This is a genomic window from Campylobacter sp. CNRCH_2016_3089 (assembly GCF_025772505.1).
GTDB classification, from domain to species: domain Bacteria; phylum Campylobacterota; class Campylobacteria; order Campylobacterales; family Campylobacteraceae; genus Campylobacter_D; species Campylobacter_D lari_D.
Genome location: NZ_JAKMSF010000005.1, coordinates 90315 through 115329 on the forward strand (window position 1 = coordinate 90315; position 25015 = coordinate 115329).

Genomic DNA, 25015 nt, shown 5'->3' on the forward strand with positions numbered 1-25015 from the left:
TTAGTTGAAAATTGCTAAAATAAATGGAATAAAATTTGCTTGTAAAAATGCAAGATTGAAGATTGAGGGCAAAATCTAAATCTAAGGAATTGCATAATGAGTATATTTAGCATAAATGATAATTCCTCTTATGGTTCTATTATTTCACAAACAAAAGCAAATAAAGAAAATAAAACAAGTTCAAAAACAAATTTTGCAAATACTTTTGTTAAACAAAATGCTAGTAAATTAATTGAAATTCAAAGTAATAATACTCAAACATTAGCACTCAATGAAGCAATATTAAATCAAAATAGTATTAAAAGCGATTCTCCTAATTATCATATATCAAGCGATTTTAAAAATTCTATTTATGCTTTAAAATATAGACAAGCTAATAATCCTGCTTCTATGGCTTATGGTTATAGTGTTGATTCTAGTGGCTATATGGGTAGTGATTTTAACAAAGCAGCGGGATTACCTGAAGATTTTAAGATACATAAATCTACTTTAGATGAGTTGTATAGAGTAGCTGAAAACAATCCTATTATTGCGGGCGAAAAAGAATATCTAGGCATTTCAAATTACTATACAAATATAGATATGGCTGATACTATAAGACAATATTATAATATTTTTTCTAGTGCTTTAGATCAAAGTTTTCCAAATGATAAAATAAGCTTTAGTGAAGCAGATATTAATTCTATGCCAAAAGGTTATGCTATTGATGGGTTTTATAATGGATATGGCATAGGCTTTCAACATTCAGACACAATAAGAAATAATGATATACGCATTAAATTCTTGGTAGATTATTCTGATGTAAAAATTTCAAATGTATATAAAACATCAGAGCAATTTAATGAGGCAAATAATATTTATGATGATTCTTGGGGGTTAATAACAGGTATCAAGCCCGAAACTCTAGGACTATCTATGAAAGACTTAAACAACATCAATAAAGGCGGTGAGCATGAATTCAAGCCTGATATATCTGTTTATCCAAAAAATGAAGATGGGAGTTATCCTAAAGAAGCTTTATTTATGAGTTTTTTAAAATCTCAAGAAGGGCGTATTTTATATAGCCCAAACACCACTTTAAACCCAAAAGCACAAATGCATAATGCAGTTAGAGCAAAAGAAAGCTTTGGAAGCCCAAGTATGCACTTGGATGATATAATGACAAAAAAAATCGATTTTCAGTCTTTGTTTAAGTATTATGCTGAAGAAAGTTTTCAAAACATACATCTTTATCTTTATGAACATGGAATTTCAAAAAATGAAGCAATGGGAAATTCTCAATTAGACTTCGACATGAAAAAATATTTTGCTAATGGTTGGAAACCACAAAGCAACACAATTAATTCTTATACAAATTCTATAATGGATAGATTAAATAATCTCATGAGTCAAACTAGGGTGTAAAAAATGGAGCGGGAAACGAGATTCGAACTCGCGACCCCAACCTTGGCAAGGTTGTGCTCTACCCCTGAGCTATTCCCGCATTTTGAAAGTAGAGTGTGATTTTATCAAAACTTTATTTTATTGTCAAGTTTTTAAAATTAAGGAATGTTTTTTGCTTGTGATTATTAAATTTTAAAAGGAGCAACTCATGCAAGTAAATGATAAAAATAGTCCGCTAGCCTTAAACAATATGACAAAAATCAAAGAAAAAAACACATCTTCAGATGAATTTCAAGCTACACTTAATGCACTTAAAGACAAAGAGGAAAAAGAGTATAAAAAAGATAACAACAATGCTTTTAGTAATACAGATTTAAATATAGGTTCAATTTCTAAAGATTATAGCGTATATGCTTGGGAGAAATTACGCCAAAGCAAATACCAAAAAAATGAAGAAAATATCTTAAACAATCTTTTTAAAACTTTAGATAAAGCAAGAAGTTAATCATTCAAAATAGGGTAGTGCAATACCCTATTAAATTTTTAAAACTTTAACTTCTTGATCTTTTACTAATTTTGTATCATCAATTTGCGTGATTAAAATATGCGTGTTTTCACATAAAGGTTTTAGCATACCTGAGCCAAATTTAGCTTCACTTGGTTTAAAATACCCATCGACTAATTTTCCAAAAGCAAAATCATTTCTTTGACCTTTGAAATTTAAATCTTTAGTCAATCTTGCTTTATCAAATTCCAAAAGTTCTTTACCATAAAGCAAATTGAGTATATTTTTTGCAAAAATATGCGTTGAAACTAAAGAGGCCAAAGGATTTCCTGGTAGGGCTAGAAAAAGCATATCGATTTTGCTAAAAAGTTTTACATGCTTACAAAGTTTAGCATTTACTTTTTCAAAAATAGGGCTAAAATCACACTCAAGTAAAGCTTGTTTGATAAAATCAGCCTCACCCACGCTGGCTCCACCACTGCTTACAAGCATATCAAATTCTTTATTTTCTAAAAGCTTTTTATATGCATTTAAATCATCTTTTATAAGTCCTAAATACTCAACATCAGCATAATCTTGCAAAATAGCATAAATTCCAAAAGCATTTGCATTGTATATGCTGTATTCATCGGCATTTTCCCAAGGTTCTACAAGCTCATCTCCACTTGAAAAAATCCCAACACGCAATTTTTTAACGACATTTAACTCATAAATTCCTTGAGCAGCAAGCATAGCTACCATGCCTGAAGTGATTTTTTGTCCCTTTTTAAACAAAAGCTCTCCAAGCTTTGCTTCCTCACCTTTAAAGCGGATGGCATTGTTTTCTTTAGCGTTTTTAGCATTGAGCTTTTCATCTTCAAGCAAAGCTTCTTCAAACATTAAAATGGTGTTTGCATTTTGAGGAATTTTAGCCCCTGTCATGATTTTATAGCATTCATTTTTTTCTATAATATAATCATTTTTATCGCCTGCTAAAATGCTTCCTTTTATTTCTAGCAATTCATTCTTATGTGTATAATTTAGTGCATAACCATCTAGGGCAGAATTATCAAAAGCGGGTAGGTTTTTTTTCACAAAAACATCTTCATACAAAATACGCCCCAAAGCTTGCGTCAAATTTACTCTTTGAAATTCATTTTTTGCTTTGATTTGTTCTTTTAAAAAATTTAAAGTTGCAAAAATATCTCTCATTCTTCAAGCCTTCTTATACTTGCGCCTAGTTTTTTAAATTTTTCTTCTAAATTTTCATACCCTCTATCAAGATGATAAATTCTATGAATTTTACTAGTTCCTTTAGCTGCTAAAGCCGCTAAAATCAAAGCAGAAGACGCACGCAAATCAGTAGCCATAACATCAGCTCCCAAAAGCTCTTTAGTGCCATTTATAGTAGCAATATGCCCGTTTAACCTTATATCAGCTCCCATTCTTAAAAGCTCACTTACATGCATAAAACGATTTTCAAATAATCTCTCATCAATAATACTTGTACCATTTGCTTTTAAAGCTAAAGCCATAAATTGTGCTTGCATATCCGTTGGAAAACCTGGATATTCGCTAGTTAAAATTTCAACTGGTTTGATTTCTTTAGCAGGATTTATACTAATACTATCTTCATTAATATCAAAACTAAAGCCCATTTGCTCTAGCTTTGCTAAAACTGCACTAAGATGGCTTGCATTGACTTTTTTTAGAGTGATTTTTGAGTTAGTGATAGCTCCTGCACACAAATAAGTTCCTGCTTCAATGCGATCAGGAATGATTTCAAAAGGTTTAAATTCTAAAAGTTCTCCACTTGTGCCATAAATTTCAAGTTCAGAAGACCCTATGCCTTGTATATCAAGTCCGGCTCTAGCTAAAACCTCACAAAGTTGCACTACTTCAGGCTCTTTAGCAACATTTAAAAGTCTAGTTTTACCATGAGCTAGGGCTGCTGCCATGATGATATTTTCACTGCCTGTAACAGTGATTTTATCAAACATCACATCAGCGCCCCTAAGCTCTCCACTAGCTACCACATAACCTTGCTTAATCTCAATATTAGCTCCCATTTTTTCTAAAGCTAAAAGGTGCAAATCAATAGGGCGTTGGCCTATAGCACAACCTCCCGGTAAAGAAACTTCGCAATTTCCAAATCTAGCTAGTAAAGGCCCCAAGGTAAGTATGGAAGCACGCATTTTACGCACGATGTCGTATTTTGCTATGGTTTTATTTAAATGTTTTGTATTTATTTTTGCAAAATTGTCTTTAAAAGTATAATTTGCTCCTAAATTTTCAAGCAAAGAAAGTAGGGTGCAAATATCTGCTACATTTGGCAAATTTGAAATTTGCACTTCATTTTTAGCTAAAATACTTGAAGCTATCAAAGGAAGTGCAGCGTTTTTTGCACCACTTATTATCACTTCTCCATTTAACTTTTCAACACCATCAATCTCTAAATAAGTCATTAATTTTCCTTAAAATATATACATTTAATGATATAATAATATTTTACTACAAATATTATATAAATTAATAAGATTAAAGGTGTTTTTTGGGAGTTTTTCTAGTCATACTTGGTGGGATATTTTGGGCCATAAGTGGAGTTTTGGCTGAGTATTTGTTTAAAAATCATTATTCTGCTGAATGGGTAAGTTTTTATCGTTTGCTTTTTACCGGTGTTATTTTAATAATTTTGGGTGCAAAAAATTTCAAATTAAAATTGCTAAAGCAAAAACAAGAACTTAGCTCTCTTTTGATTTTTTCTATCTTTGGTTTATTGATAACTCAATATGGTTATTTTAAAGCTATTTATTATACCGATGCAGGAACTGCTACGATGATACAATACAACGCACCATTAATCATAATGCTTTTTATGTGTTTTAAAAATAAAATTTTACCTAAAAAAATAGAACTAATCGCTTTGTTTTTAATACTTTTTGCCTTATTTTTACTTATAACAAATGGAGATATTAACAACTTAAAACTTGATATAAGAGGTGTTATTTGGGCTTTTTTTGGAGCTCTTGGAGTGGCATTTTATTCTTTGAGTGCTAGGCTTATCATAGCAAAATATGGCTTATTTTTAATCATGGGTTTGGCTAGTTTATTTGCTTCTTTTTTGCTTTTTGTATTATTGCAAGGAAATATCCCAAAACATGATTTTTCTTTAAATTCCTTTTTGGCTATGAGCGCGATTGTATTTATAGGCACAATAGGGGCTTTTTGTTTATATTTAAAAGGAGTTGAATTAATAGGAGCTTTTAAAGCTAGTATGATAGCTTGTATAGAACCTGTGGCTGCTGCTTTTATGAGTTTTTTATTTTTAGGAACTATTTATAGTGTGATTGATCTTTTTGCTTTTGCTTTGATTATTCTTAGTGTGTTTTTAAATGCCAAAAAACACTAAGAATAAGTGATTAAAAAATACTAGATAAAACTATCTAGGTTCTATCGTGAAGTTTTTTGGCTACCTCTGCAGCTAATTTTAGCTTTTCATTATCAAAGTGCGTATAAATTCTTGAAGTATTTAAACTCGCATGCCCTAGTGCTTCTTGGACTAAAACTAAATCTTTTTGTTTTTTATAAAGTAGGGTAGCAAAAGTATGTCTTAACATATGAGCTCCGTTTTTTTGCTTGCGAATTCCTGCTTTAAATAAAATTTGTTCTACTATACGCGAAACATAAGCTTGGGTTAGGGCTTTGCCATTGCGATTGACAAATAAAAGTCCATCATAAGAAAGATAATTTACCCTTACATCTTTTAAAAGATGTTCTATAAGCTCTTTTTTAATCATCACAACGCGGTATTTATTACCTTTAGCTCTAATGCGTATAATATAAAGATCATTTTCTTCGCTAATATCTTTTAATTTTATATTAATAGCTTCACTAACCCTAATTCCTGTAAAAATGATAATTTTAATAATCAAACGATTGCGTATGGTATTACTTTTAAAATCTGTATTATCAATAGCATCTAAAAATTTACTCACTTCATCTTCACTCATATACTCAGGTAGCTTAACTCCCTTAGAACCACTTATACCCGCCCAGTTTTTAAGATTAATATCAAAAATGTGCGCCTTTTGATCTTCTTCGTTTTGTTTATCTAAAAATGCAAAAAAATTAATCACAGCTATACGGTAGTTTTTCTTACTCGCATCAGACAAAGAAGCACTAATACTTGCTAAAATTTCTACTAAAAGCTCTTCATCGATTTGTTTTAGTGAATAAAGCTTATAAAATAACAAATACTCATAAAGTTTTTTCAAAGGATTAAAATATGTATTTACACCGCTAAGTCCTGCATTTCTTGCTTTTTTTACATAAGCATCAAGCTCTTGTATATTTTTAACACCCTTACTTAAGGCTAAATTTACTACAGCCAAGGCTTGAGGGTCTTTTAATTCTTTATTTGATAAAGAATTTAGTTTAAATTTCACATATCTACAAAGCCAAAATAAAAATGACTTTTCAAAATTTTCTTCACAATCTAGAGGATATTTCATCACTCATTCTCCAAAGCTTTCAAAGTAGCCATTTTAGCATGGATATAAGCACTATCAAATAGCTTTTTAGAGCTTTCTTTTATAATCAAACCAAGTTCAGTACAACCCAAAATCACTCCTTGAACCTCCGAAAATTGAGCAATCAAATCACATAAATATCTTTTTGATTTTTCATTTATAATACCTTTGCAAAGTTCATTAAAAATAATGTCATTAAGCTTTAAAATATCATCATTTTTGGGAATAAAAACTTCAATCTTTGAGTTAATTAAAAGTTGTTTATAAAAATCTTCTTGCATAGTGTATTTTGTCCCCAATAACAATACTTTATCGATATTTTGCTCTTGAAGTTCTAAAAGCATAGCTTTGGCTATATGTAAGATAGGAATTTGAATGTTTTTTTGTATATTTTCATAACATTTATGCATAGTATTAGTGCAAATTAATATAAAATCAACTCCACTTTTTTGCAAAAGTAGGGCATGTTGGGTTAAAATTTCACTTGCTTTTTGCCAATCATTCTTTCGTTGGCATTCTTCTATTTCTTCAAAATCAACACTAGTTAAAACTATCTTAGCACTATGTAATTTTCCTAATTTTTCATTTGTTAATTTATTGATTATTTCATAATAGCTAAGTGTGCTTTCATAACTCATTCCGCCTATTAAACCTATGGTTTTCAATTTTTTTCCTTTTAAAATTAATATAAAAATTATAAAAAAATCTTACTTAAAAAATATCAAGCTATAATTATAAAAACAAAATAGGGTGATGATATGTTTTTTAAGAAAAAAACCGCGCAAAAGCAAGTAAAACAAAACAATATTTCAAAACAAGATAATACTTTAAATAACGACTTTGCACAAGAAAAAAGACTTTACGAATTTAGAGAAAATATGAAAAAACTTAGCAAAAATGAAAATAGTGCTAAACTTTTAGCAAAACAACTTTCAAGATTGATTCAAAAATCCAAATAAAATCAAAAACTCCACACAAGTTAAACTTTTGTATTAATTTCTTTTTTTACTCATCATTTTAACTTTTTTAGTCTATAAAAATATTTTAACTTAAACTTAATATATATGTAAAATTATATGATAAATAGTAAAATATTGAAATTATATATATTTTGTATTGAAAACTATAATTTTCAAACTTTTATATTTATCTGTTTATACATAAGTAAAATATATTTAAAAATACCTATAATATAGTATTTTAAAGCATTTTATTTTTTGGATGAAAATAATTTATCCATAAAAAAATAAGTATAATTTTTTGAAAAATATTATAAGTTATTTTATGCAGTTATAAAAGACTAAAGATGTATATTTTTTATTTCAACTAAATTTTAGTTTATATTTTTGCTTAAATAAATTTGAAGTTTAAAAATGTAGATTAGTTATTTTCTTGACTTTTAGGATAATCAAAAAACACAACTTCCCCGCTGTGTTCTTTTATATCTTTAAATTCTTTTATATCAAATTGCATACATAAAATAGCAGAAGTTGGAAAGTTTTCTAAGTCTATATGAGCTAGATACTCACAAAGTTCTTGCAATAAAGGATTGTGCATAATTAGCACTACCCTACTCTCTTTTGATTCTTTTATAAAATTTAACACATCCTTTAAATTACCATCATAAAAGCTTTTTTCTATCTTGATATCTTTTTCTTTTAAAGAAAAGCTTTTACAGAGTTTTTGTGCTGTTTTTATACAACGCTTAGCAGGACTTGAGATAATGCTTTGGGCTTTAAATTCTAAATCCTTAATCCTATAAATCATAGTTTTTAAATCATCTTTTCCACTAGAACTAAGTTCTCGTTGTAAATCTTGATCGTAATTTTCTTTTTGAGCTTTAGCATGACGAATAAAATAGATATATTTCATCTTATAACCTTAAATTTACCCAAAGCATATCCACATATAAAGCCAAAAATATGTGCATACCAAGCTATATTAACACCCATAAAAATAGGCACAAAACTCATTAATAATATAGCCACGATAAGTCCTTTGGTGGCGGTTTTATCCAAATATGCATAATACCCCATTAAAACACATATAGCACCACTTGCACCCACTACATTTACAAAACTACCATCAAAACTTAAATACACATAAAAAGCACTAAGTAAAGAGCAAAGAATTCCACCGATTAAATAAAGCAGGGCAAATTTAAAACTTTTTAAGTATTTTTCAAGCATAGAACCAAATTGAAAAAGCACTATCATATTTAAAATCAAATGAGGCCAATTTCCATGCATAAATATTGAGCTTAAAATTTGCCAATAAAATCCTTGAAAAAAAAATAAATTTAAACCCAAAATAGTATCTAAATTTAAAGAACCAAAATAAAGATAATTTACAAAAATAAATACAATAACATTAAAAGCGATTAAAAATGAAGCTACCATTGCCCTACTTTGTATTTTTGATAATTATAACAAAAAGCTATTTAAATTCTAGCTTACACATAAAATTCACATTAATAAGATACAATATCGTCAAAAATATAATAAGGTTAAAAATGAAAAAACTAGCTTTAGCTTTTTTGATTAGTTTAAATACTCTTAATGCTGGTATAGTCATAGCACCTGATTCTTTGCCGGTAAATATCAAACAATTTATTAAAGATTACTTTAATGCAGAGATTGGTCTAGTAGAACAAGATGGATATTCTTACGAAATTTATTTAAGTGATGGAAGTGAAATTGAGTTTTCACTCAATGGAGAATTTAAAGAAGCTGAAAATTTCAGATCTTTAAATTATGCTATTTTGCCTTTAGCAATACAAAATACCATTAAAAATACCTATCCAAATGCAGCGATTATTGAAATAGAAAGAAAAATTTCATATTACAAAATAGAACTTAATAATCAAATGAAACTTTACATAGATAACAATGGAACGATTTTAAGACAAAAATTTGACGATTAAAATTGTTTAAGATTAAATAAGCAAGTTTTAAATTTTATTCTAAAAAGGCTTTAACCCTTATCAAAACTTATAAAAATTTTAAAATAAGGAGCTTTATCATAGGCTCCGTATTGATTTTCTCACCTTAAATATTGCTTTTACTTTGTTTGGACAAAATCAAAATTAGTACTACTCTTTGTCAAATTAGATAAACAAATATCAAATTTTTCCTAAAATATTTAGTATAAATGTATTTTCATTATAAGTATATAACTCACACATAAGCTAAAATTTTTTAAATATTTACTCCTCTTGTACTCTTACTATCAGGCTTTTTGGTAGCTTAAAATATTCAATCCATTCTTGTTCTTTTTGTCTCATTTGTCCTTGATCTACCTCATGATCATATCCTTGTAAATGAAGCATAGCATGTATAAAAAGTAATGCCATCTCTTCTTCATTACTGTGTTTATACTCCATTGCTTTTTTACTTACTTCATCTAAATTTATCACAATACTGCCAAGTAAATTTTCACAATTTTGTATCAAAGGAAAAGATAACACATCTGTAGTTTTATCTATACCTCTTTGACTAAAATTAATCTCACGCATAACTCTTTCATCTACCAAAACAAGCTCTACATTTTGATCGCTCATTTTCTGTGCTATTTTTTCAAGAAAAGAAATATCCATTTCTTCTTCACAAAAAATCATTATTATCCTTTTGATTTTATAATTTCAAAATTATATCAAAATTAAGGAAAAGCATGAAAAAAGCTCTTTGTATTATAAGTGGTGGTATGGATAGTACTTTATGTGCATATTTAGCTAAAAAAGAAGGATATGAGATCATTGCTTTACATTTTGACTATAACCAACGCACCATGCTTAAAGAAAGGGAATGTTTTAATAAAATTTGTGAAAAACTTAACATAAAAACAAAATATATTTTAGATGTGTCATTTATAGCAAATATTGGAGGAAACTCACTAACAGATTTAAATTTAGAAATTCCCAAAGAAAAACTACATGAAAAAGAAGTCCCAAACACCTATGTTCCTTTTAGAAATGGTATTTTTTTATCTATCGCAGGTGCTATAGCTGAAAAGGAAAATTGTGAAAGTATTTTTATAGGAGTGGTACAAGAAGATAGCAGTGGTTATCCTGATTGCAGTGCGAAATTTATACAAAGAGCCAATGAATTTATCAATGAAGGAACAACAAAAACTTGCAAAGTACAAATAAAAACCCCATTAGTTCATCTAAGTAAAGGACAAATAGTTGAATTAGCCCTAAAAGAAAAGGTAGCCTTAGAATATACTTGGTCTTGCTATGAAAGAGGAGATAAAGCTTGTGGTAAATGTGATAGTTGTTTATTAAGACTAAAAGGCTTTAAAGAGGCTAATGTAAAAGATTTTATAGAATATGTTTAAAAATTTATTTTCATTTTATTTTAGTTTGTATAATTTGCTTTTTTAAACATTAAGGAGAAAACATGAAAAAAATATTATTTGGTTCATTTTTAGCTGCTTCGATTTTGGCAAGTAGTGCTTTGAGTAAAGAATTTAGCTTAGATAAAGCACACACAAATGTAGCTTTTAAAATCAAACATTTACAAATTAGCAATGTAAATGGAAATTTTAAAGATTATGATGCAGTAATTGATTTTGATAGTGCTAAATTTGAATTTAACAAACTTCAAGCAAATATAAAAGTTGCTTCTATAAACACAGAAAATAAAGCAAGAGATGCACATTTACAACAAGATGATTTTTTTAAAGCAAAAACTCATCCAAACATTACTTTTACTATGAGTAAATATGAAAAAATCTCTAATGAAAAAGGTAAAATGTATGGCTCATTAAGCATTGCTGGAATAAGCAAAGATGTTGTTTTAGATACTGAAATTGGCGGTGTTATTAAAACAGATAGTGGTAAAGAAAAAGCAGGTTTTACTCTACAAGGACAAATTAAAAGAAGTGATTTCAAATTTGCTCCTGATACTTCTAGCTTAACACTTAGCGATGAAGTACAAATTAGCATCGAAGCAGAAATCAACGAAAAATAATACTATAAAAGCATTTTACTTTTTGTAAAATGCTTTGATTTTTATTTAGCTACCCAACCTTCTTTTTTCCAAATTTTTTGAGCTTCTTTACTTTGTGTAAATTTGATGAATTCAGCTACTTTTGGATTTTTTAAACCTTTTTGCGTTGGAACTATTTCAGCCGCTCTGTAAATGATTGAATTTTTATCCGCTAAAATAAATTTATTTTCTTTCTCTCCAACTGCTTTAATCCAATGTGTCCAAATGATTAAAGCATCGATATTTTGATTATTTTTCCACTCATCAACCGCTGCTTTTGAATTTTTAGCATATACTTTAATGTTTTTTCTTAATTTTTCTAGGTTTTCAATTTTTCCTGTTTTTAAAGCCATATCCTCGTATAAGCCAACCTGCCCTGCTCCATCAACCACCATAACATTAACACCATCTTTTAAAAGATCTTCAAATTTTTTAATTTTTTTTGGATTATTTGCTCTTACAATCATACCCGAGCCTCTAGCATTTAAAACTTGAACATCTTGTATTTTGATTTGTTTTGGCATTGCTTTAACAAAACCATCCATCATAGAAGTATTACCTGAATAAATAATATCAGCATCTGTTTTTGCTTTTTTTATCCATTTAGGTGTTGGTCCTGCATTAATAATAACTTTTTCTCCATATTTTTCTTCAAATTGCTTAGCAAGCTCTTTCAAAACAGGAGCAGGACCACCTGGACCATAAACTAAAATTTCAGCATTTAATGCAGCTGCAGCAAATAAACTTAAAAATAAAAATTTTTTCATATTTTTTCCTTAAATTAATAAAATAAAATCGTAAATATATCTTTTTAAAGTTGATATTTTTTTAATCAAATAAACTAATTTTTTTCTCTTGTGCTAAAAAATATTCCAAAAACTCTTCTTCACTTTCTTTGATTAGGCAATATTTAAAATCAAAAAAATTCTTTAATTCACTCAAATTTATATAAGAAAAATCGCAAAATAATGAATTTTTTAATGCTATTTTGAAATCTTTAACGCCTTGGAGCTTTTGGCATATAAATTCAAAATCTTTTTCATTTTCCACAAGTAAAATTACTCTAGAACTTCCACCAAAAGCACAAATTTCATTTTTTGAGTTTAAAAAATATGCCTTAAAAAGATCTAACTTTTTTTCACTAAAATTAAAAGATAGATTTTGCTTTTCAGCAAAATCTATAAATCTAGCAAAAATATCTGCATAAAAAAATGCAAATTTTAAATCTTTAAAATACAAATTTTTACAAAGCAAACTCGTTTGAAATAAAGATTTAGAGCCTAAAATTTCGTATTTACATGCTTTTAAAGTATGAAAATTTAATTTAAGTTTTAAAATAAATTTTTCATCATCAGAGCAAAAGAAAGTTTTTTCTTTTGAATTTTTTAAAAGATCAAAATCTAATAAAATATTTGAGTTTAAGACTTTAAAATTAAATGCCTTTGCAAATTTTAATTCTACATGATTGCAATATATAAATTCATAAGATTTTTCTTCACTTAAAAATCTAAAAAGTCTAAAAATAGTTGCTTCTAAATCATCAACTTGAAGATAAAACACATCTTTATCTTCAAGTTTTAATCTTTCCTCACTTACTATAACATAAGCACCAAGTTTTATAGCAAAGCTTGCTTGTTCATTATTTTTAGCAAAAAAAACACTTGCTTGTTTGACTTTGTTTAAATCTATACTAAAATCATAAACACTAGAAGTTGCTCCATAATTTAAAACTCGAGCATTAATAAGTTCGATAAAGTTAGAAATATTCATCTAGCCTATTAAAGCTCCATTTTCGATAAAGCCTTGTGGGCTTATCAAAACTAATTTTTCATCTTTTTGAGCACTTAAAATCATACCTTGGCTTTCATGACCAAAAATTTTAGCTTTTTTTAGATTTGTAATTACGCAAACTTGCTTGCCTATTAACTCACTAGCTTTATAAAATTTAGCAATACCTGAAAGCACTTGTCTTAGTTCGCCATTTTCAAGTTCAAGTTGAAATTTTAAAAGCTTTTCACTGCCTTCTATATTCTGACAATCTTTTACCAATGCTACTTTGATTTCGATTTTTTTAAAATCATCTATTTTAATTTGAGCTAAATTTGGCTTCTCTTCTAATTTTTCTTCTTTTTTGTTTTCTTGGGTTAATTCAACTTTTGGAAACAAAGCTTCACATGCACTTGATTTTAAATCACATAATTGATTATTTAAAATTAGTTTTTGATAATTTTCGTTTGATATTTCAAAATTTAAAGCCTTTGCAATTTTTAATGCTGTCTTTGGCATAGCAGCTGAAAGTAAAATAGTTGCTTTTGTTAAAATATTAGCACATAAAGCCACTAAAGCATTAGCTTTTTGCGTTTGATTATTTTTAATCAAATTCCAAGGCTCATATTTACTAATACTTAAATTTGCTAAAGATAAAGCCTTGAAAAGTTCCTCTAAATAGCGATTTGGCTGGATATTTTCCAAAGCATTGATTGCATTATCTAAATACTCTTTACATTCATTTAATTCTTGATTAAAATACAAATTCACATCTTTACACTCAATAATATTTTGAGAATACTTAGCACTCATACCGATAATTCTATTTAATAAATTTCCAAGCTCATTGCTTAATTCTGCATTGATTCTAGTGATTAATGCTTTTTGCGAAAAATCCCCATCATTACCAAAAGGAACTTCTCTGAGTAAAAAATATCTAAAAGCTTCTAAACCAAAAGTATCTGCTACTTCTTTAGGCGCTACTACATTGCCTTTAGATTTGCTCATTTTTTCACCATCTTTAGTCCACCAACCATGTGCTGCTATAAATTTAGGTAAAGGAAGTTCTAAACTCATCAAAAACGCAGGCCAATACACTGCATGAAAACGCAAAATATCTTTGCCTACAAAGTGTATATGAGCAGGCCAAAGATCCATATTTTCATCATCAAGTCCATAGCCCAAAGCACTCACATAATTCATCAAAGCATCAAGCCAAACATACACCACATGTTTTTCATCATTTAATTCTTTTGGAAGCTTTATACCCCATTCAAAACTCGTTCTTGTAATGGAAAGATCTTTTAAGCCACCTTCTACAAAATAAATCAACTCATTAGCCTTATTTTTGGGTAAAATCGGCTCTTTTTCTTTGTACCATTTAAGAATTTGATCTTGATATTTAGAAAGCTTGAAAAAATAACTTTCTTCTTTTAAAAGCTGTGTTTTCTTACCACAATCTGGACAATGACACTCATTTACAAGCTGAGTTTGGGTAAAATAACTCTCACAAGAAACACAATAAAAGCCTTCATAAGTTCCTTTGTAAATATCACCTTTATCATACATTTTTTTAAATGCTTTTTGAACGCTTAATTTGTGATTTTCATCCGTAGTTCTAATGAAATAATCATAAGAAATTTCAAACTCATCCCAAAGTTTTTTAAACTTAGCACTAATTTCATCTGCATATTCTTTAGGGGTAAAATTTCTAACGCTAGCAGCTTGCTCTATTTTTTGACCATGTTCATCTGTGCCTGTTAAAAAGAATGTTTTTTCTCCCTGTAAGCGATAAAATCTAGCCAAAGTATCTGCTATAATCGTAGTGTAAGCATGACCAATATGAGCCACATCATTTACATAATATATCGGGGTAGTAATATAACGCATTTTCAACCTTTATTAAAAATCAAATCCACCTTCTTTACCTTTAGACATACTCTTATAAACTGCTTCTATATACTCTTTTCTTAAAGAGCACTCAAAAATCATAGAGCAAGGTAAACAAGATTTTAATTTTTTTTCGTTTTGACAAGCTTGAAGTTCATTTTTTTTAACTTCTAAAGCCAACTCAAATTCATCTTTAACTTCAGCCATTAAAAACCTTTATAAGCTTGTTTTAGTTTTTCAATTTCATATTTAGAACCCAAAAAGCATGGCGTACTTGCATGAATTTTTTCAAATTCTAAATCAAGTAAAGAATCATTTTCTCCATTGGTAGAAAATCCTCCTGCTTTTTCAAAAATAAAAGCAAAAGGAAACACCTCAAAATATGCTCTTAATTTTCCATTTGGTGCATCGCTTGTTGCAGGATATGAAAACAACCCTCCACCTTTGAGTAAAATTTGGTGCAAATCACTCACCATAGCACCAGAATATCTCAAGCGATAACCCTCATCAAATAAAGCTTTTATAAAAGCTCTATGAGTATTTGACCAATTTTTTTGTGTCCCACCGCTTGCATTTAATTTGCCTTTTTCATTTAATTTTAAATCCTTAACAAAAACAAATTCATCTTTTTCATTTAATCTATAAAGCTTAGGAGTGTCTATACACACTATAAGCTCTAAACGCACGCCATAAATAGCATAAATTGCTGCTTTTAGATTTTTTGCATTAGCCTTTTGCTCGTAAATAGCAAAAATAGAACCTATAGCAAAATTCACATCTACTAAAGAAGAACCATCTAAAGGATCATAAGCAACAACATATTTCTCATTTTCATTGATTAGCAATTGCTCTTGTTTTTCCTCGCTAATTAAGCTTTTTAAACCTTTGCTTTGCTTTAAAATTCTAGTGATAATCTCATCGCTTTTCACATCAAGTTTTAATTGATTATCTCCTGTGGCATTTTGAGAAGTGGTATAATCAAAATCTTTTAAATATCTAAGTTCTTTTGAAATTTCAATCACTGCTTTTTGTATATCGTCAATTAATTCTTGCATATTTTACCTCTATACTTTTTTTGAATTTTTTAATATAAAATCACAAATACTTTCCAAATCATCCAAATAAAGCCAAGTTAAATTTTTATTTTCAATTTTCTCATAGCTTGCAATAGCCTTAGAATAAGCAAAATAGCTCTCATCTACTTCTTTACAAAAAACGCTAATTCTTGGCATATCTAAGGTTTTTAAGCCCTCTATAAATAAAAAATCAAATTCTCCTAGTTTAGAAATAGCTTCATCTAAAGTACTTGGAGAATGTGTAAATAAAGTTGTCCTTGTAGGACTTAAAACCATTACATCAGCACCACTTTGAAAAAATTTAAAACTATCTTTTTTTGCTATATCAAAGCTTGCTTTATCTTTTGGATCATGTTTTATAATGCATACTTTATAATTTTGCTCCATAAAATACTTAGCAACTTGAGTAATCAAAGTCGTTTTACCTGAATTGGAAGGCCCGCTAAAAGCCATTGCTAATCTTTTCATAACTTCCTTAAATCAAATAAAATAAATGAAATTATATCTTTTTAAAAGTTAAAAGCTTATAATTATAAAAAAATTAGGAACAAAAATATGAAAAAAGTTTATATGATTATTTTTTTAACACTTATTTTTACCGCATGCTCTAATAAAACCCAAGAGCAAAGTGAAATTAATTTAAAAAGCCAAACTCTAATGTATGCACAAAAAATTAATTTTAATTATAAAGATAATAGAGTAGTTGCTTTATTGAGCTATTTAAACCCTGTATTAGATGAAAAAAGTCAAAAAGAAGTTTTTGTACTTAGTTTTTTGCCAAATATCAACATCAAACAAGAGCAAATTTCAATACTCATAGATGGAGAAAAAACTAACATAAAAACCTTAGATCAAAATGATGAATTATTTAAATATATCATTAAGAGTGATTATGCAAGTTATTATAAAATCACTCTTAATGAATTAGTGCAAAAACCTATTTTAAAACTTGATTTGTGTTTTGAGAATCAGTGTTTTGAGCTAAAGTTTCAAAAAATTTCGAAATCGGTGTATTATCGTTCAGAAGATGCAAATAAACAACATAATTAGCTAAAACTTTCTTAGCATATACCCTGCTTTCTGCATAAGGAACAAGCTCCATTGATAAAAATGGCTCATATTTTCCCGCTCTAAACATATCTTCTCTTTTGAGCATTCTAGTGGTAAATCCTATACCTCCATTATAAGCATAAGCCACAAAAACCGGGGAATTAAGTTTAGATTCTAAATAATCTAAATGATGATTTGCAAAAGTATAAGCTGTTTTTGGTTCAAAAAGCATATCTTGATCAAAATTTGGAATTTGCAGTTCTTTATTGCCTATATGATTAGCTAAAAATGGAATAAATTGCATAATACCCAAAGCATAAGAAGTTGAAATGGCTGTTGGTATAAAACGACTTTCTTGTCTAGCTAAAGCTAAAATCATAGCTTTTCTTTGCGTAGAATAATCTTTTAAATATTCAAAATAAGGCATAATAAAATAATGTTTTTTAAAACCTTCAGCCCTTTCTTTAATATAGGCATAAATAGCGATATTTTCCTTGGTATAAAAATCTTTTGCAAGTTTTTCTAGCTCATTAGGAGTGCCTTTTGCAATTTCTTTTGCGAGCTTTTGCCAAGCAAAAGGATCTTTCATATCAAAATCATTTTTTTGTTTTTTTGGCTTTAATTCTTCTATTTTAGGTAAAGGCAAGCCTTTTAACTCTCTTGCATAAAGACTATAAATATTTAAAGAATCACTTTGAGCAAGCTCATCAATGTACTTTTTATCTTGAGTGATCAAATATAGCCAAAAATTTGCATTATCTACTAAAGGTTTGCTTTTAAAAGTATCTTTTGCTACTTGAAAAAATTCCAATGCTTTTTTATCGTCATTTTCTAAAATAGCATTTACACCTAGATAAAAAGCATTATCTTGAAAAGTTAAATTTGCATCTACATTGACTAGAGATTTTCTTATCAATGGACTTTTTTTCTTAATGATAATTTCTTTTACAAAATTTGTAAATTCTTTTTCTTTAGCTAATTCATTTACAAAATCTTTTTCTAAGAAAAAATCTTTTTTATCTTTTAAGAAATTATAGATTTTATAAAAATTAGCACTATCATAATTTAAAACCGCATAACTTAGAGGATCTTTAGCATCAAAAGCTTCTAAAAGTTTTGTTAAATTTGGATTATCCTGTGAGATATTTTTTTTCATCTCATTACGCACTGAAGCATTAAGATCTTGTATAAAAGTTAAACTATTTAATCTTATAAGCTGACAAGTAGCATTAGCATCTAAGATATTTTGCGTATTAAATTTATAACAAGCTTCATATTCTTTATTATACCCCAAAGGCGGAATAATAGCTTCAATGGCATTTTTAATACGCCCTGCATAACGATAAATATGTTCTTTTAAACCTTCAACTTCTTCTTTTTTAAATTCACTTTTTTCTAATAAACGATATAAATAATAATCCTTAGCTAAAGAATTTGGTCTTTGCTCTAATTCTTTATAAGAATACATTGCACTATTTGCAAAAACCACTCCAGCTAAAAGTAACACTACACTTTTTTTCAACACTTATAAACTTCCTAAAATTAAATTTGATAAAAATATTTGGATAAATTTTAATCCTAAAATAATAATCAAAGGTGCTAAATCAATACTCCCTATAGTAGTAGGAATAAACCTTCTTACAAAAGCATAAGCAGGATTAGTTAAACGATATAAAATTTGCACTATAGGATTATATGGATCAGGCCTTACCCAAGAAATCAATGCTGCAATGATTATAATCCATACATAAATTTCAATAACTAAAGAAAAAATTTGCACCAAAGATACAATCAAACTTGTTCCAACTCCCATTTTACTCCTTTATAATTTCTTTAACAAAAGGCTTAATTAAAGTATAAATTTCACTCATTTCAGGTCCGTGAGTAACTCCTGTTAATACCAAACGCAAAGGCATAAAGAAATTTTTACCTTTTAAATTTGTTTTTTCCATCAAAATCTTTTTAAACTCATCATATTCTTGAGGTAGATCTAAATCTTTTAAAACTTCTTTAATCAACTTACATTCTTTTTCAAATTCATTATAATTTTTAACTGCAAAAATTGCTTGTATTTTTTCTCTTATCTCATTTAGCGTGCTAGCTTCTTGAGTATAAAATTTTGCAAGCTCAGCTACATCTTTGCCTAAATTTAATAAAGAATTTAATTTATCATTATCAAGCATTTTTATATGCTCACGGTTAATTTGCATTAAACGCTTAGTATCAAATCTTGCAGGAGATTTTGAAACTTTTTTCAAATCAAACCATTCTATGGCTTCTTCTAAAGTAAAAATCTCTTTTAGAGTTTTATTACCTAGAAGGATTAAATAATTTGCAATAGCACTTGCTAAATATCCATTATCAAGCATCCATTTTACACTAGAATGAGCCTCTCTTTTGCTCATTTTAACACCTTCTTCATTTAAAATGATAGGCAAATGTACATAAGTCATGCTTTTATCATAACCCAAACTTGCTCTAATATGTTCTTGCTTAGGAGTATTTGAAACATGATCTTCGCCCCTTATAATACAAGTAACACCTTCTAGCATATCATCAACCGCACAAGCAAAATTATAAGTTGGGGTTTTATCAGCCCTCATAATTACAAAACTATCAATATCTTCAGGATTAAAACTAATCTCACCTTTAATATAGTCTATAAATTTCATTTGCGATTGAGGTTTTTTAAGACGGATTACGAAAGGTTTTTCACAATTTAATACATCAATATCTGCAAGTTTTTCACAAGTACCATCGTATCTATATGCTTGATTTTTACTTTTAGCTAGTTCTTTTTTATGAGCTAATTCATCCTCAGTGCAAAAACAAGCAAAAGCTTTTTTTTCACTTACTAGCTTTAAAGCCATTTGACGATGAAATTTCAAATTCTCACTTTGTACATAATAATGCTGCCAAGTTATACCAAATTCTTTTAAAATAGCTTTTATTTCTTCTTCTTTTCCAGCTATATTTCTAGCATTATCCGTATCTTCAATACGCAAAATAAAATCAGAATTTTCTTGTCTTGCTTTAATATAATTAAATAAAGCTGCTCTTAAATTTCCAATATGCATATCTCCAGTAGGCGATGGTGCAAACCTATACATTATTTATCCTTTTAAAAAACTTTTTTATCATTATACAATTAAATACTTGCTATTTCTTTTAAGTTCACACAAAATTCACTCAATAGCAATATGATTTCATAAATAATTCAACATAAAGGATAAAAAATGAAATTAAAAATAGCTTTAGCAACATTAGTTACTGCAGGTTTTGTTTTTGCACAAGATATGATTGTAGGAGTTAATGCTTTACCAGCAAATTCTAAAAATTTCATACAAAAACATTTTACAGGTTCAAACATTGCTTTAGTTAAACAAGATATTGATAGCTTTGATGTTTATTTAGACAATGGAACTGAGCTTGAGTTTTTTATCAATGGAGATTGGAAAGAAATCGATGCAAAATACAGACCAATTGATACTTCTTTTTTAAGTCCAAATGTTTTAGCAACAATTAAAAAAATGCACCCAAATGCAAGTATAATTAAAGTTGAAAAAGAAATTCAAGGTTATAAATTTAAACTTAATAATATGATGGAAATTTATACTGATGTAAATGGAAATTTCTTAGGACAAAAATTTGATGATTAGAATTTAAGCTAAGCTTTTTTGCTTAGCTTTTATAAGAATTTAGAGCAAGCTCTTGTATATTATAATTAGCAATTCTCTTGTAAGTAAAGCCTTTTTTCTCTAAAAAATCAAGTAAAATTTTCTCCATTTTTTCTAAAGCATTTAAGACTTCTTTTGAAAGTTCAAAACTCAATGGCTCTATACGCTTTGGCACGCAAGCTAAAATTTGAGTTTTAGGTAAATCTCCCATAAGTTCCATGTATTGTAAAGTTTGAAGCATTTCAACCTCATGCGCACTACCACTCCAATTAACTTTTTTTGGCATTGCATCATAAGGAAAGAAAAAAATATCTCCAATCTTAGCATCATCTGCTGCAATACAATCAATCACAATCATTTCATCATATTCGGCTATAATATAGCTAAGTTGTAAAGCCAAAGTTCCACCATCTACAAAACTCACCGAGTCTTTTTCATGATAAAACTTATAATTTTTTTCTAAAAGTTTGCAAAGATGAACGCCTAAGCCCTCATCTGCAAACATAATATTACCAATACCTAAAACTAGAAGTTTCAACGATTTTCTCTTACAAATTTATAACCGCTAAAGATAGCATCTAAAGCACCATCTTTACCTTTAACTGAGTTAAATACAGCCATATAAATATGCACTGGAACAAAAATCAACACAACCCACATTAAAATTCTATGATAGGTTCTAACATCAGCCAATCCACCTAACATTACCTCAATAGGTCTTAAAATATTATATAAAAATCCACCCAAGCCTTCATGATATACATGCATATAAAGAATTAGACCTGTTAAAATAAGCCCAAACATAACAAGATAAAAGAAAAGGTAAGTTACAAATTGCAAAGGATTATATACACCTTGTAAATGCGGGTGCTTTCCTAGGAAAATGTAAAATTTAATTTGCTCTATCCATAATTTTACATTAAAAATATCTTTTATACTCTTTCTCTCACCATCACTTTTTGAATCAAAAAAGAACAAATATGTTTTAAAAATCACACAAGCTATTAAGATAAAACCAAAAATTTGGTGCACCATGCGGTATTTTGCCTGCATAAATAAAGTCGGTTCAGATGAAATAGATGGAGATTGAAATACATAAGAAATATAATACCCAGTCCCCACTAAAATCACGATTGCAACCGCTCTTAACCAATGTGTAAAACGAAGACCGATACTAAATTCGTATTCGGCCTTTCTGTTTGATTTTAAGGAATGTTTAGAATCCATACTAAAGTCCTTTCCTTATAAATTTACATTAACTTTATACTCGCTAAGATTATTACCTTTAGTATCCATTACATGTACTGCACATGCTATACAAGGATCATAAGAGTGAATAGCTCTTATTACTTCTAAAGGCTGTTTAACATCAGCTAGTTTCATACCAATAAGACATTGTTCATAGCTACCACCTACTCCATTTGCATCTTTTGGACTTGCATTCCAAGTAGAAGGAACTACTGCTTGCCAATTTTCAATTACACCATTTTTAATCCTACACCAATGGCTTAACGCACCACGAGGTGCACTTCCCATAAATCTACCTTTGTATTCTTTGTTTTTATCAATTACATAAGTAGTACAAGTGCTTTCATCTGTTTTTAAATTTTCAACCAAAGAATCAAATGCTTTTAAACCATGATCAGCAATAATTTTAGCTTCAATTGCTCTAGCTCCTGTTCTTCCTAAAGTGCTCATAAGTGCTTGAACTGGTAAATTCGTAGCTTTTAAGAAAGAATCAACCGCTTCTACTACAATTTTATTACCCTTAGCATAATTTACTAAAATATTTGCTAATGGCCCAACTTGCATAGGCGAATTTTCATATCTTGGAGCTTTAATCCAGCTATATTTGCCTTTAATATCAAATACCTTACTATGAACCATATTGCCTTTATCATCAATGCTTTCACCATCAATTAAGCCTGTATAGTTTGGATTAGTTTTACCATCATAAGGATGTAAAGCTTCATTGTCTGCATACCATGATCTTGTAGCTTCTTCGGTGATTTTAGCTTCATCTACTTCTTCAACCTTACTCAAATCACCATTTCTAATAATACCACCTTCAAACAACCATTCATCACTTGAAATTTGGAATTCTCTCTCAGTATAAAAGTTATTTACCCCTACATCATTTAATACACTTGCTTCTTTAGAGTAAGCTTTAGCTGCCATGATTAAATCCGGATAATAAGCACGATTAATAAAATCAGCTACTTCTTGGAATTTAGTCATATATTCAGCCATTCTTGATGGGTTTAAAAGATCCATAACACAAGTTACACCACCTACTGTTAAACTTTGTGGATGAGGATTTTTAGCACCAAAAATCGCCATAGCTTGAGCTATTGTTCTTTGAATTCTTAAACATTCTAAATAATGCGAAAGTGCAATAAGGTTTTGCTCAGGAGTAAAGCGATAAGTTGCGTGTCCATAATAAGCATTTGCAAATGGTCCAAGATTTCCTTTATCTACAAAGGTTTTTAGTCTTTGCTGAACTTCTAAAAGCTTATCTGCACCTGTTGCATAAGGCATATCAGTATATTTAAATGCTTCATCACTTGCTTTTTTTACATCAGCACTTAAAGCACTTACAACATCAACAAAATCAAGACCATGAAGTTGATAAAAATGTACAGGATGATCATGCATGTATAAAGCTGCATTCATTAAAGTTCTAGTTAAAACTGCATTTAGTGGCGGAGTAATACCTAAAGCATTTTCTACTGCGATAATCCCTGCTCTATAATGTGAAAAAGTACAAACACCACAAATTCTTTGAGTTAAAAAGCCTGCATCTCTTGGATCACGACCTTTTACAATAGTTTCAATCCCTCTCCATAAAGTCGATCCTGAATATGCTTCTTTAATGACATTATTTTCATCAACCACTACTTCAACTCTTAAATGTCCTTCTATTCTAGTAAGTGGATCTATAATAATTCTTTTTGACATTTTTAATCCTTATTTTTTTCTAATGAAGCAATTACAGCATGCGCAGCAACAGCTACGCCTGTTACACAAAGCACACCTATACCAATTTTATCTGAAATGCTATCAGCACCCAAGCCATAAACAGTATCAAATAATCTTCCTGCCATCACTTCTTCAAAAGGTCCCATAGTATCCCAAAAATCAGGTTCAGAACAGCCTATACAACCATGTCCTGCTTGGATTGGCCATGAAGTATGTTGATTAAATCTCTCTCTTGAGCAATTATTAAAAGTATAAGGGCCTTTACAACCTACTTTATAAAGACAATATCCTTTTTTTGCTCCCTCATCACCAAATTGTTGCACAAATTCACCCGCATCAAAGCGTCCTCTTCTTTCACAAAGATCATGAATTCTTAACCCATAAGCCCATTTTGGTCTATTATAGGCATCAAGTGCTGGCAATGTTTGATACAATATGTAATGAATCACATTACCTATAATATTTTTTTCACTTGGAGGACAACCTGGTACATTGATAACTGTTTTATTTGTTACTTTACTTAAGCTTACAGCATTGCTTGGATTAGGTCTAGCAGCTTGGATACCACCAAAAGCTGAACAAGTACCTATAGCAAAAATAGCTAAAGCATCATTACAGGCTTGTTCTGCTAATTGTCTTCCTGTTTTTCCATGTGGTCCTATAGTTAAAAAGTTTTCTGTAGCACCTGTTGGTATACCACCTTCTACCATTAAGATATATCTACCTTTATATTTTTCCATAGCAGCTTCAAGATTATGTTCAGCTTGCCAACCTGCAGCACCCATTATAGTTTCATGATATTCTAAAGAAATATGATCAAAAATCAAACTATCAATGGTAGGAGCATCACTTCTTAATAAACTTTCAGAACATCCTGTACATTCAGCCATATGAAGCCAAATCACTGGAAGTCTATCACTGAGCTCAGCAGCTCTTGCAACTACTGGAGTAAAGCTAGCAGGTAATGCTAAAAATGCAGTCATAGCACTAGCCCATTTCATAAAATCTCTTCTTGAAAAACCTGATTGCTCTAAGGCTTTAGAGATAGAAATCTCATTTTTCAAAAGAGGAAGTTTTTCTAATGCGTCTAAACGGCGATTAAAAATATCTAAATCACTCATTTGTTGTTCCTTAAATTATAGAAATATCATTAAAGATTTTAAAATATTTATTGTTAAGAATAGATAAAAAA

Annotated in this window: 29 protein-coding genes and 1 tRNA gene; 9 read left to right on the forward strand and 21 right to left on the reverse strand. The window is 29.1% G+C overall.

Going from position 1 to position 25015, the window contains the following annotated elements:
- Window positions 1–96: 96 nt before the first annotated feature.
- Window positions 97–1404 carry a Cj0814 family flagellar-dependent secreted protein gene (locus tag L8W69_RS04715; RefSeq protein WP_263666549.1) on the forward strand — a complete coding sequence of 436 codons (1308 nt, stop codon included), beginning with the start codon at window positions 97–99 and terminating at the stop codon, window positions 1402–1404.
- A 4-nt stretch (window positions 1405–1408) separates the two neighbouring features.
- Here L8W69_RS04715 and L8W69_RS04720 read toward each other — a convergent pair.
- Window positions 1409–1483 (reverse strand) — tRNA-Gly (locus L8W69_RS04720).
- Between the two features lie 108 nt (window positions 1484–1591).
- Here L8W69_RS04720 and L8W69_RS04725 point away from each other — a divergent pair.
- Entirely contained in the window at window positions 1592–1888 is a 297-nt protein-coding gene (locus L8W69_RS04725; protein ID WP_263666550.1) for a hypothetical protein, read from the forward strand.
- Window positions 1889–1918: 30 nt separating this feature from the next.
- On the opposite strand, the gene L8W69_RS04730 is transcribed toward L8W69_RS04725, so the two are convergent.
- Window positions 1919–3079, reverse strand: coding sequence for a molybdopterin molybdotransferase MoeA (locus tag L8W69_RS04730; RefSeq protein ID WP_263666551.1), 1161 nt, complete (start codon window positions 3077–3079; stop codon window positions 1919–1921).
- Window positions 3076–4332, reverse strand: a complete 1257-nt coding sequence (gene murA, locus L8W69_RS04735; RefSeq protein WP_263661344.1) for a UDP-N-acetylglucosamine 1-carboxyvinyltransferase — start codon at window positions 4330–4332, stop codon at window positions 3076–3078. Before murA ends, L8W69_RS04730 begins: the two co-directional genes overlap by 4 nt.
- Before the next feature lie 86 nt (window positions 4333–4418).
- Between murA and L8W69_RS04740 the strand changes: the two genes are divergently transcribed.
- Window positions 4419–5276, forward strand: a complete 858-nt coding sequence (locus L8W69_RS04740) for a DMT family transporter (protein WP_263666552.1) — start codon at window positions 4419–4421, stop codon at window positions 5274–5276.
- A gap of 34 nt (window positions 5277–5310) precedes the next feature.
- Here L8W69_RS04740 and L8W69_RS04745 read toward each other — a convergent pair whose 3' ends face one another.
- Together L8W69_RS04745 and L8W69_RS04750 are read right to left on the reverse strand one after the other, a co-directional pair.
- Window positions 5311–6378: a tyrosine-type recombinase/integrase gene (locus L8W69_RS04745; protein WP_263659689.1), complete on the reverse strand. Its 1068-nt coding sequence runs from the start codon at window positions 6376–6378 to the stop codon at window positions 5311–5313.
- Window positions 6378–7061, reverse strand: a complete 684-nt coding sequence (locus L8W69_RS04750; RefSeq protein WP_263661341.1) for an aspartate/glutamate racemase family protein — start codon at window positions 7059–7061, stop codon at window positions 6378–6380. The genes L8W69_RS04745 and L8W69_RS04750 overlap by 1 nt, the downstream gene beginning before the upstream one ends.
- 93 nt (window positions 7062–7154) lie before the next feature.
- Here L8W69_RS04750 and L8W69_RS04755 point away from each other — a divergent pair, with 93 nt between their 5' ends.
- A complete protein-coding gene (locus L8W69_RS04755; protein ID WP_133318915.1) occupies window positions 7155–7355 on the forward strand; it encodes a molybdenum cofactor biosynthesis protein in 201 nt (66 codons plus the stop codon).
- Between the two features lie 421 nt (window positions 7356–7776).
- Here the strand turns inward: L8W69_RS04755 and L8W69_RS04760 are convergent, their stop codons facing one another.
- Window positions 7777–8268 carry a SixA phosphatase family protein gene (locus L8W69_RS04760; protein ID WP_133318916.1) on the reverse strand — a complete coding sequence of 164 codons (492 nt, stop codon included), beginning with the start codon at window positions 8266–8268 and terminating at the stop codon, window positions 7777–7779.
- Window positions 8265–8795 (reverse strand): rhomboid family intramembrane serine protease, encoded by a 531-nt coding sequence (locus tag L8W69_RS04765; RefSeq protein WP_133318917.1) that lies wholly within the window; start codon window positions 8793–8795, stop codon window positions 8265–8267. The genes L8W69_RS04760 and L8W69_RS04765 overlap by 4 nt, the downstream gene beginning before the upstream one ends.
- A gap of 113 nt (window positions 8796–8908) precedes the next feature.
- On the opposite strand from L8W69_RS04765, the gene L8W69_RS04770 reads away from it, so the two are divergent.
- On the forward strand, window positions 8909–9319 hold the full coding sequence (locus L8W69_RS04770) for a PepSY-like domain-containing protein (RefSeq protein ID WP_263666553.1): 411 nt from the start codon (window positions 8909–8911) through the stop codon (window positions 9317–9319).
- Between the two features lie 282 nt (window positions 9320–9601).
- On the opposite strand, the gene ybeY is transcribed toward L8W69_RS04770, so the two are convergent.
- Window positions 9602–10012 (reverse strand): rRNA maturation RNase YbeY, encoded by a 411-nt coding sequence (gene ybeY / locus L8W69_RS04775; RefSeq protein ID WP_263666554.1) that lies wholly within the window; start codon window positions 10010–10012, stop codon window positions 9602–9604.
- A 53-nt stretch (window positions 10013–10065) separates the two neighbouring features.
- Between ybeY and queC the strand changes: the two genes are divergently transcribed.
- Window positions 10066–10731, forward strand: a complete 666-nt coding sequence (gene queC, locus L8W69_RS04780; protein WP_263666555.1) for a 7-cyano-7-deazaguanine synthase QueC — start codon at window positions 10066–10068, stop codon at window positions 10729–10731.
- Between the two features lie 62 nt (window positions 10732–10793).
- The gene (locus tag L8W69_RS04785) at window positions 10794–11366 is read left to right on the forward strand and encodes a YceI family protein (protein ID WP_263666556.1); all 573 of its coding nucleotides are present in this window, start codon (window positions 10794–10796) and stop codon (window positions 11364–11366) included.
- Window positions 11367–11407: 41 nt separating this feature from the next.
- Here L8W69_RS04785 and L8W69_RS04790 read toward each other — a convergent pair whose 3' ends face one another.
- The 6 genes from L8W69_RS04790 to mobB form a co-directional block, all read right to left on the reverse strand.
- A complete protein-coding gene (locus L8W69_RS04790; RefSeq protein WP_263666557.1) occupies window positions 11408–12151 on the reverse strand; it encodes a substrate-binding domain-containing protein in 744 nt (247 codons plus the stop codon).
- Between the two features lie 61 nt (window positions 12152–12212).
- Window positions 12213–13154 carry a hypothetical protein gene (locus L8W69_RS04795; RefSeq protein WP_220566252.1) on the reverse strand — a complete coding sequence of 314 codons (942 nt, stop codon included), beginning with the start codon at window positions 13152–13154 and terminating at the stop codon, window positions 12213–12215.
- Entirely contained in the window at window positions 13155–15041 is a 1887-nt protein-coding gene (gene metG, locus L8W69_RS04800; RefSeq protein ID WP_263666558.1) for a methionine--tRNA ligase, read from the reverse strand.
- A gap of 12 nt (window positions 15042–15053) precedes the next feature.
- Window positions 15054–15248, reverse strand: coding sequence for a hypothetical protein (locus L8W69_RS04805; RefSeq protein ID WP_263660319.1), 195 nt, complete (start codon window positions 15246–15248; stop codon window positions 15054–15056).
- A complete protein-coding gene (locus L8W69_RS04810) occupies window positions 15248–16096 on the reverse strand; it encodes a class 1 fructose-bisphosphatase (protein WP_263660318.1) in 849 nt (282 codons plus the stop codon). The genes L8W69_RS04805 and L8W69_RS04810 overlap by 1 nt, the downstream gene beginning before the upstream one ends.
- 9 nt (window positions 16097–16105) lie before the next feature.
- Window positions 16106–16585, reverse strand: coding sequence for a molybdopterin-guanine dinucleotide biosynthesis protein B (gene mobB / locus L8W69_RS04815; RefSeq protein WP_220566249.1), 480 nt, complete (start codon window positions 16583–16585; stop codon window positions 16106–16108).
- Between the two features lie 87 nt (window positions 16586–16672).
- Here mobB and L8W69_RS04820 point away from each other — a divergent pair, with 87 nt between their 5' ends.
- Window positions 16673–17167: a hypothetical protein gene (locus tag L8W69_RS04820; protein WP_263661337.1), complete on the forward strand. Its 495-nt coding sequence runs from the start codon at window positions 16673–16675 to the stop codon at window positions 17165–17167.
- On the opposite strand, the gene L8W69_RS04825 is transcribed toward L8W69_RS04820, so the two are convergent.
- The 3 genes from L8W69_RS04825 to gltX are packed head-to-tail and all read right to left on the reverse strand — an operon-like array spanning window position 17055 to window position 20277.
- Entirely contained in the window at window positions 17055–18692 is a 1638-nt protein-coding gene (locus L8W69_RS04825; RefSeq protein ID WP_263666559.1) for a lytic transglycosylase domain-containing protein, read from the reverse strand. The genes L8W69_RS04820 and L8W69_RS04825 overlap by 113 nt on opposite strands.
- Window positions 18693–18980: a YggT family protein gene (locus L8W69_RS04830; protein WP_012661430.1), complete on the reverse strand. Its 288-nt coding sequence runs from the start codon at window positions 18978–18980 to the stop codon at window positions 18693–18695.
- A gap of 1 nt (window position 18981) precedes the next feature.
- The gene (gene gltX / locus L8W69_RS04835; RefSeq protein WP_263659681.1) at window positions 18982–20277 is read right to left on the reverse strand and encodes a glutamate--tRNA ligase; all 1296 of its coding nucleotides are present in this window, start codon (window positions 20275–20277) and stop codon (window positions 18982–18984) included.
- 126 nt (window positions 20278–20403) lie between these two features.
- On the opposite strand from gltX, the gene L8W69_RS04840 reads away from it, so the two are divergent.
- Complete coding sequence (locus L8W69_RS04840) at window positions 20404–20826, forward strand: PepSY-like domain-containing protein (protein ID WP_133318931.1); 423 nt, start codon at window positions 20404–20406, stop codon at window positions 20824–20826.
- A gap of 22 nt (window positions 20827–20848) precedes the next feature.
- Here the strand turns inward: L8W69_RS04840 and L8W69_RS04845 are convergent, their stop codons facing one another.
- From L8W69_RS04845 to L8W69_RS04860, 4 genes are read right to left on the reverse strand one after another with little or no spacing between them, the layout of a single operon-like run.
- Window positions 20849–21382, reverse strand: coding sequence for a HyaD/HybD family hydrogenase maturation endopeptidase (locus L8W69_RS04845; protein WP_133318932.1), 534 nt, complete (start codon window positions 21380–21382; stop codon window positions 20849–20851).
- Entirely contained in the window at window positions 21379–22071 is a 693-nt protein-coding gene (cybH, locus tag L8W69_RS04850) for a Ni/Fe-hydrogenase, b-type cytochrome subunit (protein WP_258107368.1), read from the reverse strand. Before cybH ends, L8W69_RS04845 begins: the two co-directional genes overlap by 4 nt.
- Before the next feature lie 15 nt (window positions 22072–22086).
- A complete protein-coding gene (locus L8W69_RS04855) occupies window positions 22087–23802 on the reverse strand; it encodes a nickel-dependent hydrogenase large subunit (RefSeq protein ID WP_220566244.1) in 1716 nt (571 codons plus the stop codon).
- Between the two features lie 2 nt (window positions 23803–23804).
- Window positions 23805–24944: a hydrogenase small subunit gene (locus L8W69_RS04860; RefSeq protein ID WP_133318935.1), complete on the reverse strand. Its 1140-nt coding sequence runs from the start codon at window positions 24942–24944 to the stop codon at window positions 23805–23807.
- Window positions 24945–25015: the final 71 nt, after the last annotated feature.

What these genes read in the sequence shown, in the direction of transcription:
- L8W69_RS04715 (WP_263666549.1), top strand. Translation starts at nt 97, where the DNA reads ATGAGTATATTTAGCATAAATGATAATTCCTCTTATGGTTCTATTATT.
- L8W69_RS04725 (WP_263666550.1), top strand. Translation starts at nt 1,592, where the DNA reads ATGCAAGTAAATGATAAAAATAGTCCGCTAGCCTTAAACAATATGACA.
- L8W69_RS04730 (WP_263666551.1), bottom strand. Translation starts at nt 3,079, where the DNA reads ATGAGAGATATTTTTGCAACTTTAAATTTTTTAAAAGAACAAATCAAA.
- murA (WP_263661344.1), bottom strand. Translation starts at nt 4,332, where the DNA reads ATGACTTATTTAGAGATTGATGGTGTTGAAAAGTTAAATGGAGAAGTG.
- L8W69_RS04745 (WP_263659689.1), bottom strand. Translation starts at nt 6,378, where the DNA reads ATGAAATATCCTCTAGATTGTGAAGAAAATTTTGAAAAGTCATTTTTA.
- L8W69_RS04755 (WP_133318915.1), top strand. Translation starts at nt 7,155, where the DNA reads ATGTTTTTTAAGAAAAAAACCGCGCAAAAGCAAGTAAAACAAAACAAT.
- L8W69_RS04760 (WP_133318916.1), bottom strand. Translation starts at nt 8,268, where the DNA reads ATGAAATATATCTATTTTATTCGTCATGCTAAAGCTCAAAAAGAAAAT.
- L8W69_RS04765 (WP_133318917.1), bottom strand. Translation starts at nt 8,795, where the DNA reads ATGGTAGCTTCATTTTTAATCGCTTTTAATGTTATTGTATTTATTTTT.
- L8W69_RS04770 (WP_263666553.1), top strand. Translation starts at nt 8,909, where the DNA reads ATGAAAAAACTAGCTTTAGCTTTTTTGATTAGTTTAAATACTCTTAAT.
- ybeY (WP_263666554.1), bottom strand. Translation starts at nt 10,012, where the DNA reads ATGATTTTTTGTGAAGAAGAAATGGATATTTCTTTTCTTGAAAAAATA.
- queC (WP_263666555.1), top strand. Translation starts at nt 10,066, where the DNA reads ATGAAAAAAGCTCTTTGTATTATAAGTGGTGGTATGGATAGTACTTTA.
- L8W69_RS04785 (WP_263666556.1), top strand. Translation starts at nt 10,794, where the DNA reads ATGAAAAAAATATTATTTGGTTCATTTTTAGCTGCTTCGATTTTGGCA.
- L8W69_RS04790 (WP_263666557.1), bottom strand. Translation starts at nt 12,151, where the DNA reads ATGAAAAAATTTTTATTTTTAAGTTTATTTGCTGCAGCTGCATTAAAT.
- L8W69_RS04795 (WP_220566252.1), bottom strand. Translation starts at nt 13,154, where the DNA reads ATGAATATTTCTAACTTTATCGAACTTATTAATGCTCGAGTTTTAAAT.
- metG (WP_263666558.1), bottom strand. Translation starts at nt 15,041, where the DNA reads ATGCGTTATATTACTACCCCGATATATTATGTAAATGATGTGGCTCAT.
- L8W69_RS04805 (WP_263660319.1), bottom strand. Translation starts at nt 15,248, where the DNA reads ATGGCTGAAGTTAAAGATGAATTTGAGTTGGCTTTAGAAGTTAAAAAA.
- L8W69_RS04810 (WP_263660318.1), bottom strand. Translation starts at nt 16,096, where the DNA reads ATGCAAGAATTAATTGACGATATACAAAAAGCAGTGATTGAAATTTCA.
- mobB (WP_220566249.1), bottom strand. Translation starts at nt 16,585, where the DNA reads ATGAAAAGATTAGCAATGGCTTTTAGCGGGCCTTCCAATTCAGGTAAA.
- L8W69_RS04820 (WP_263661337.1), top strand. Translation starts at nt 16,673, where the DNA reads ATGAAAAAAGTTTATATGATTATTTTTTTAACACTTATTTTTACCGCA.
- L8W69_RS04830 (WP_012661430.1), bottom strand. Translation starts at nt 18,980, where the DNA reads ATGGGAGTTGGAACAAGTTTGATTGTATCTTTGGTGCAAATTTTTTCT.
- gltX (WP_263659681.1), bottom strand. Translation starts at nt 20,277, where the DNA reads ATGTATAGGTTTGCACCATCGCCTACTGGAGATATGCATATTGGAAAT.
- L8W69_RS04840 (WP_133318931.1), top strand. Translation starts at nt 20,404, where the DNA reads ATGAAATTAAAAATAGCTTTAGCAACATTAGTTACTGCAGGTTTTGTT.
- cybH (WP_258107368.1), bottom strand. Translation starts at nt 22,071, where the DNA reads ATGGATTCTAAACATTCCTTAAAATCAAACAGAAAGGCCGAATACGAA.
- L8W69_RS04855 (WP_220566244.1), bottom strand. Translation starts at nt 23,802, where the DNA reads ATGTCAAAAAGAATTATTATAGATCCACTTACTAGAATAGAAGGACAT.
- L8W69_RS04860 (WP_133318935.1), bottom strand. Translation starts at nt 24,944, where the DNA reads ATGAGTGATTTAGATATTTTTAATCGCCGTTTAGACGCATTAGAAAAA.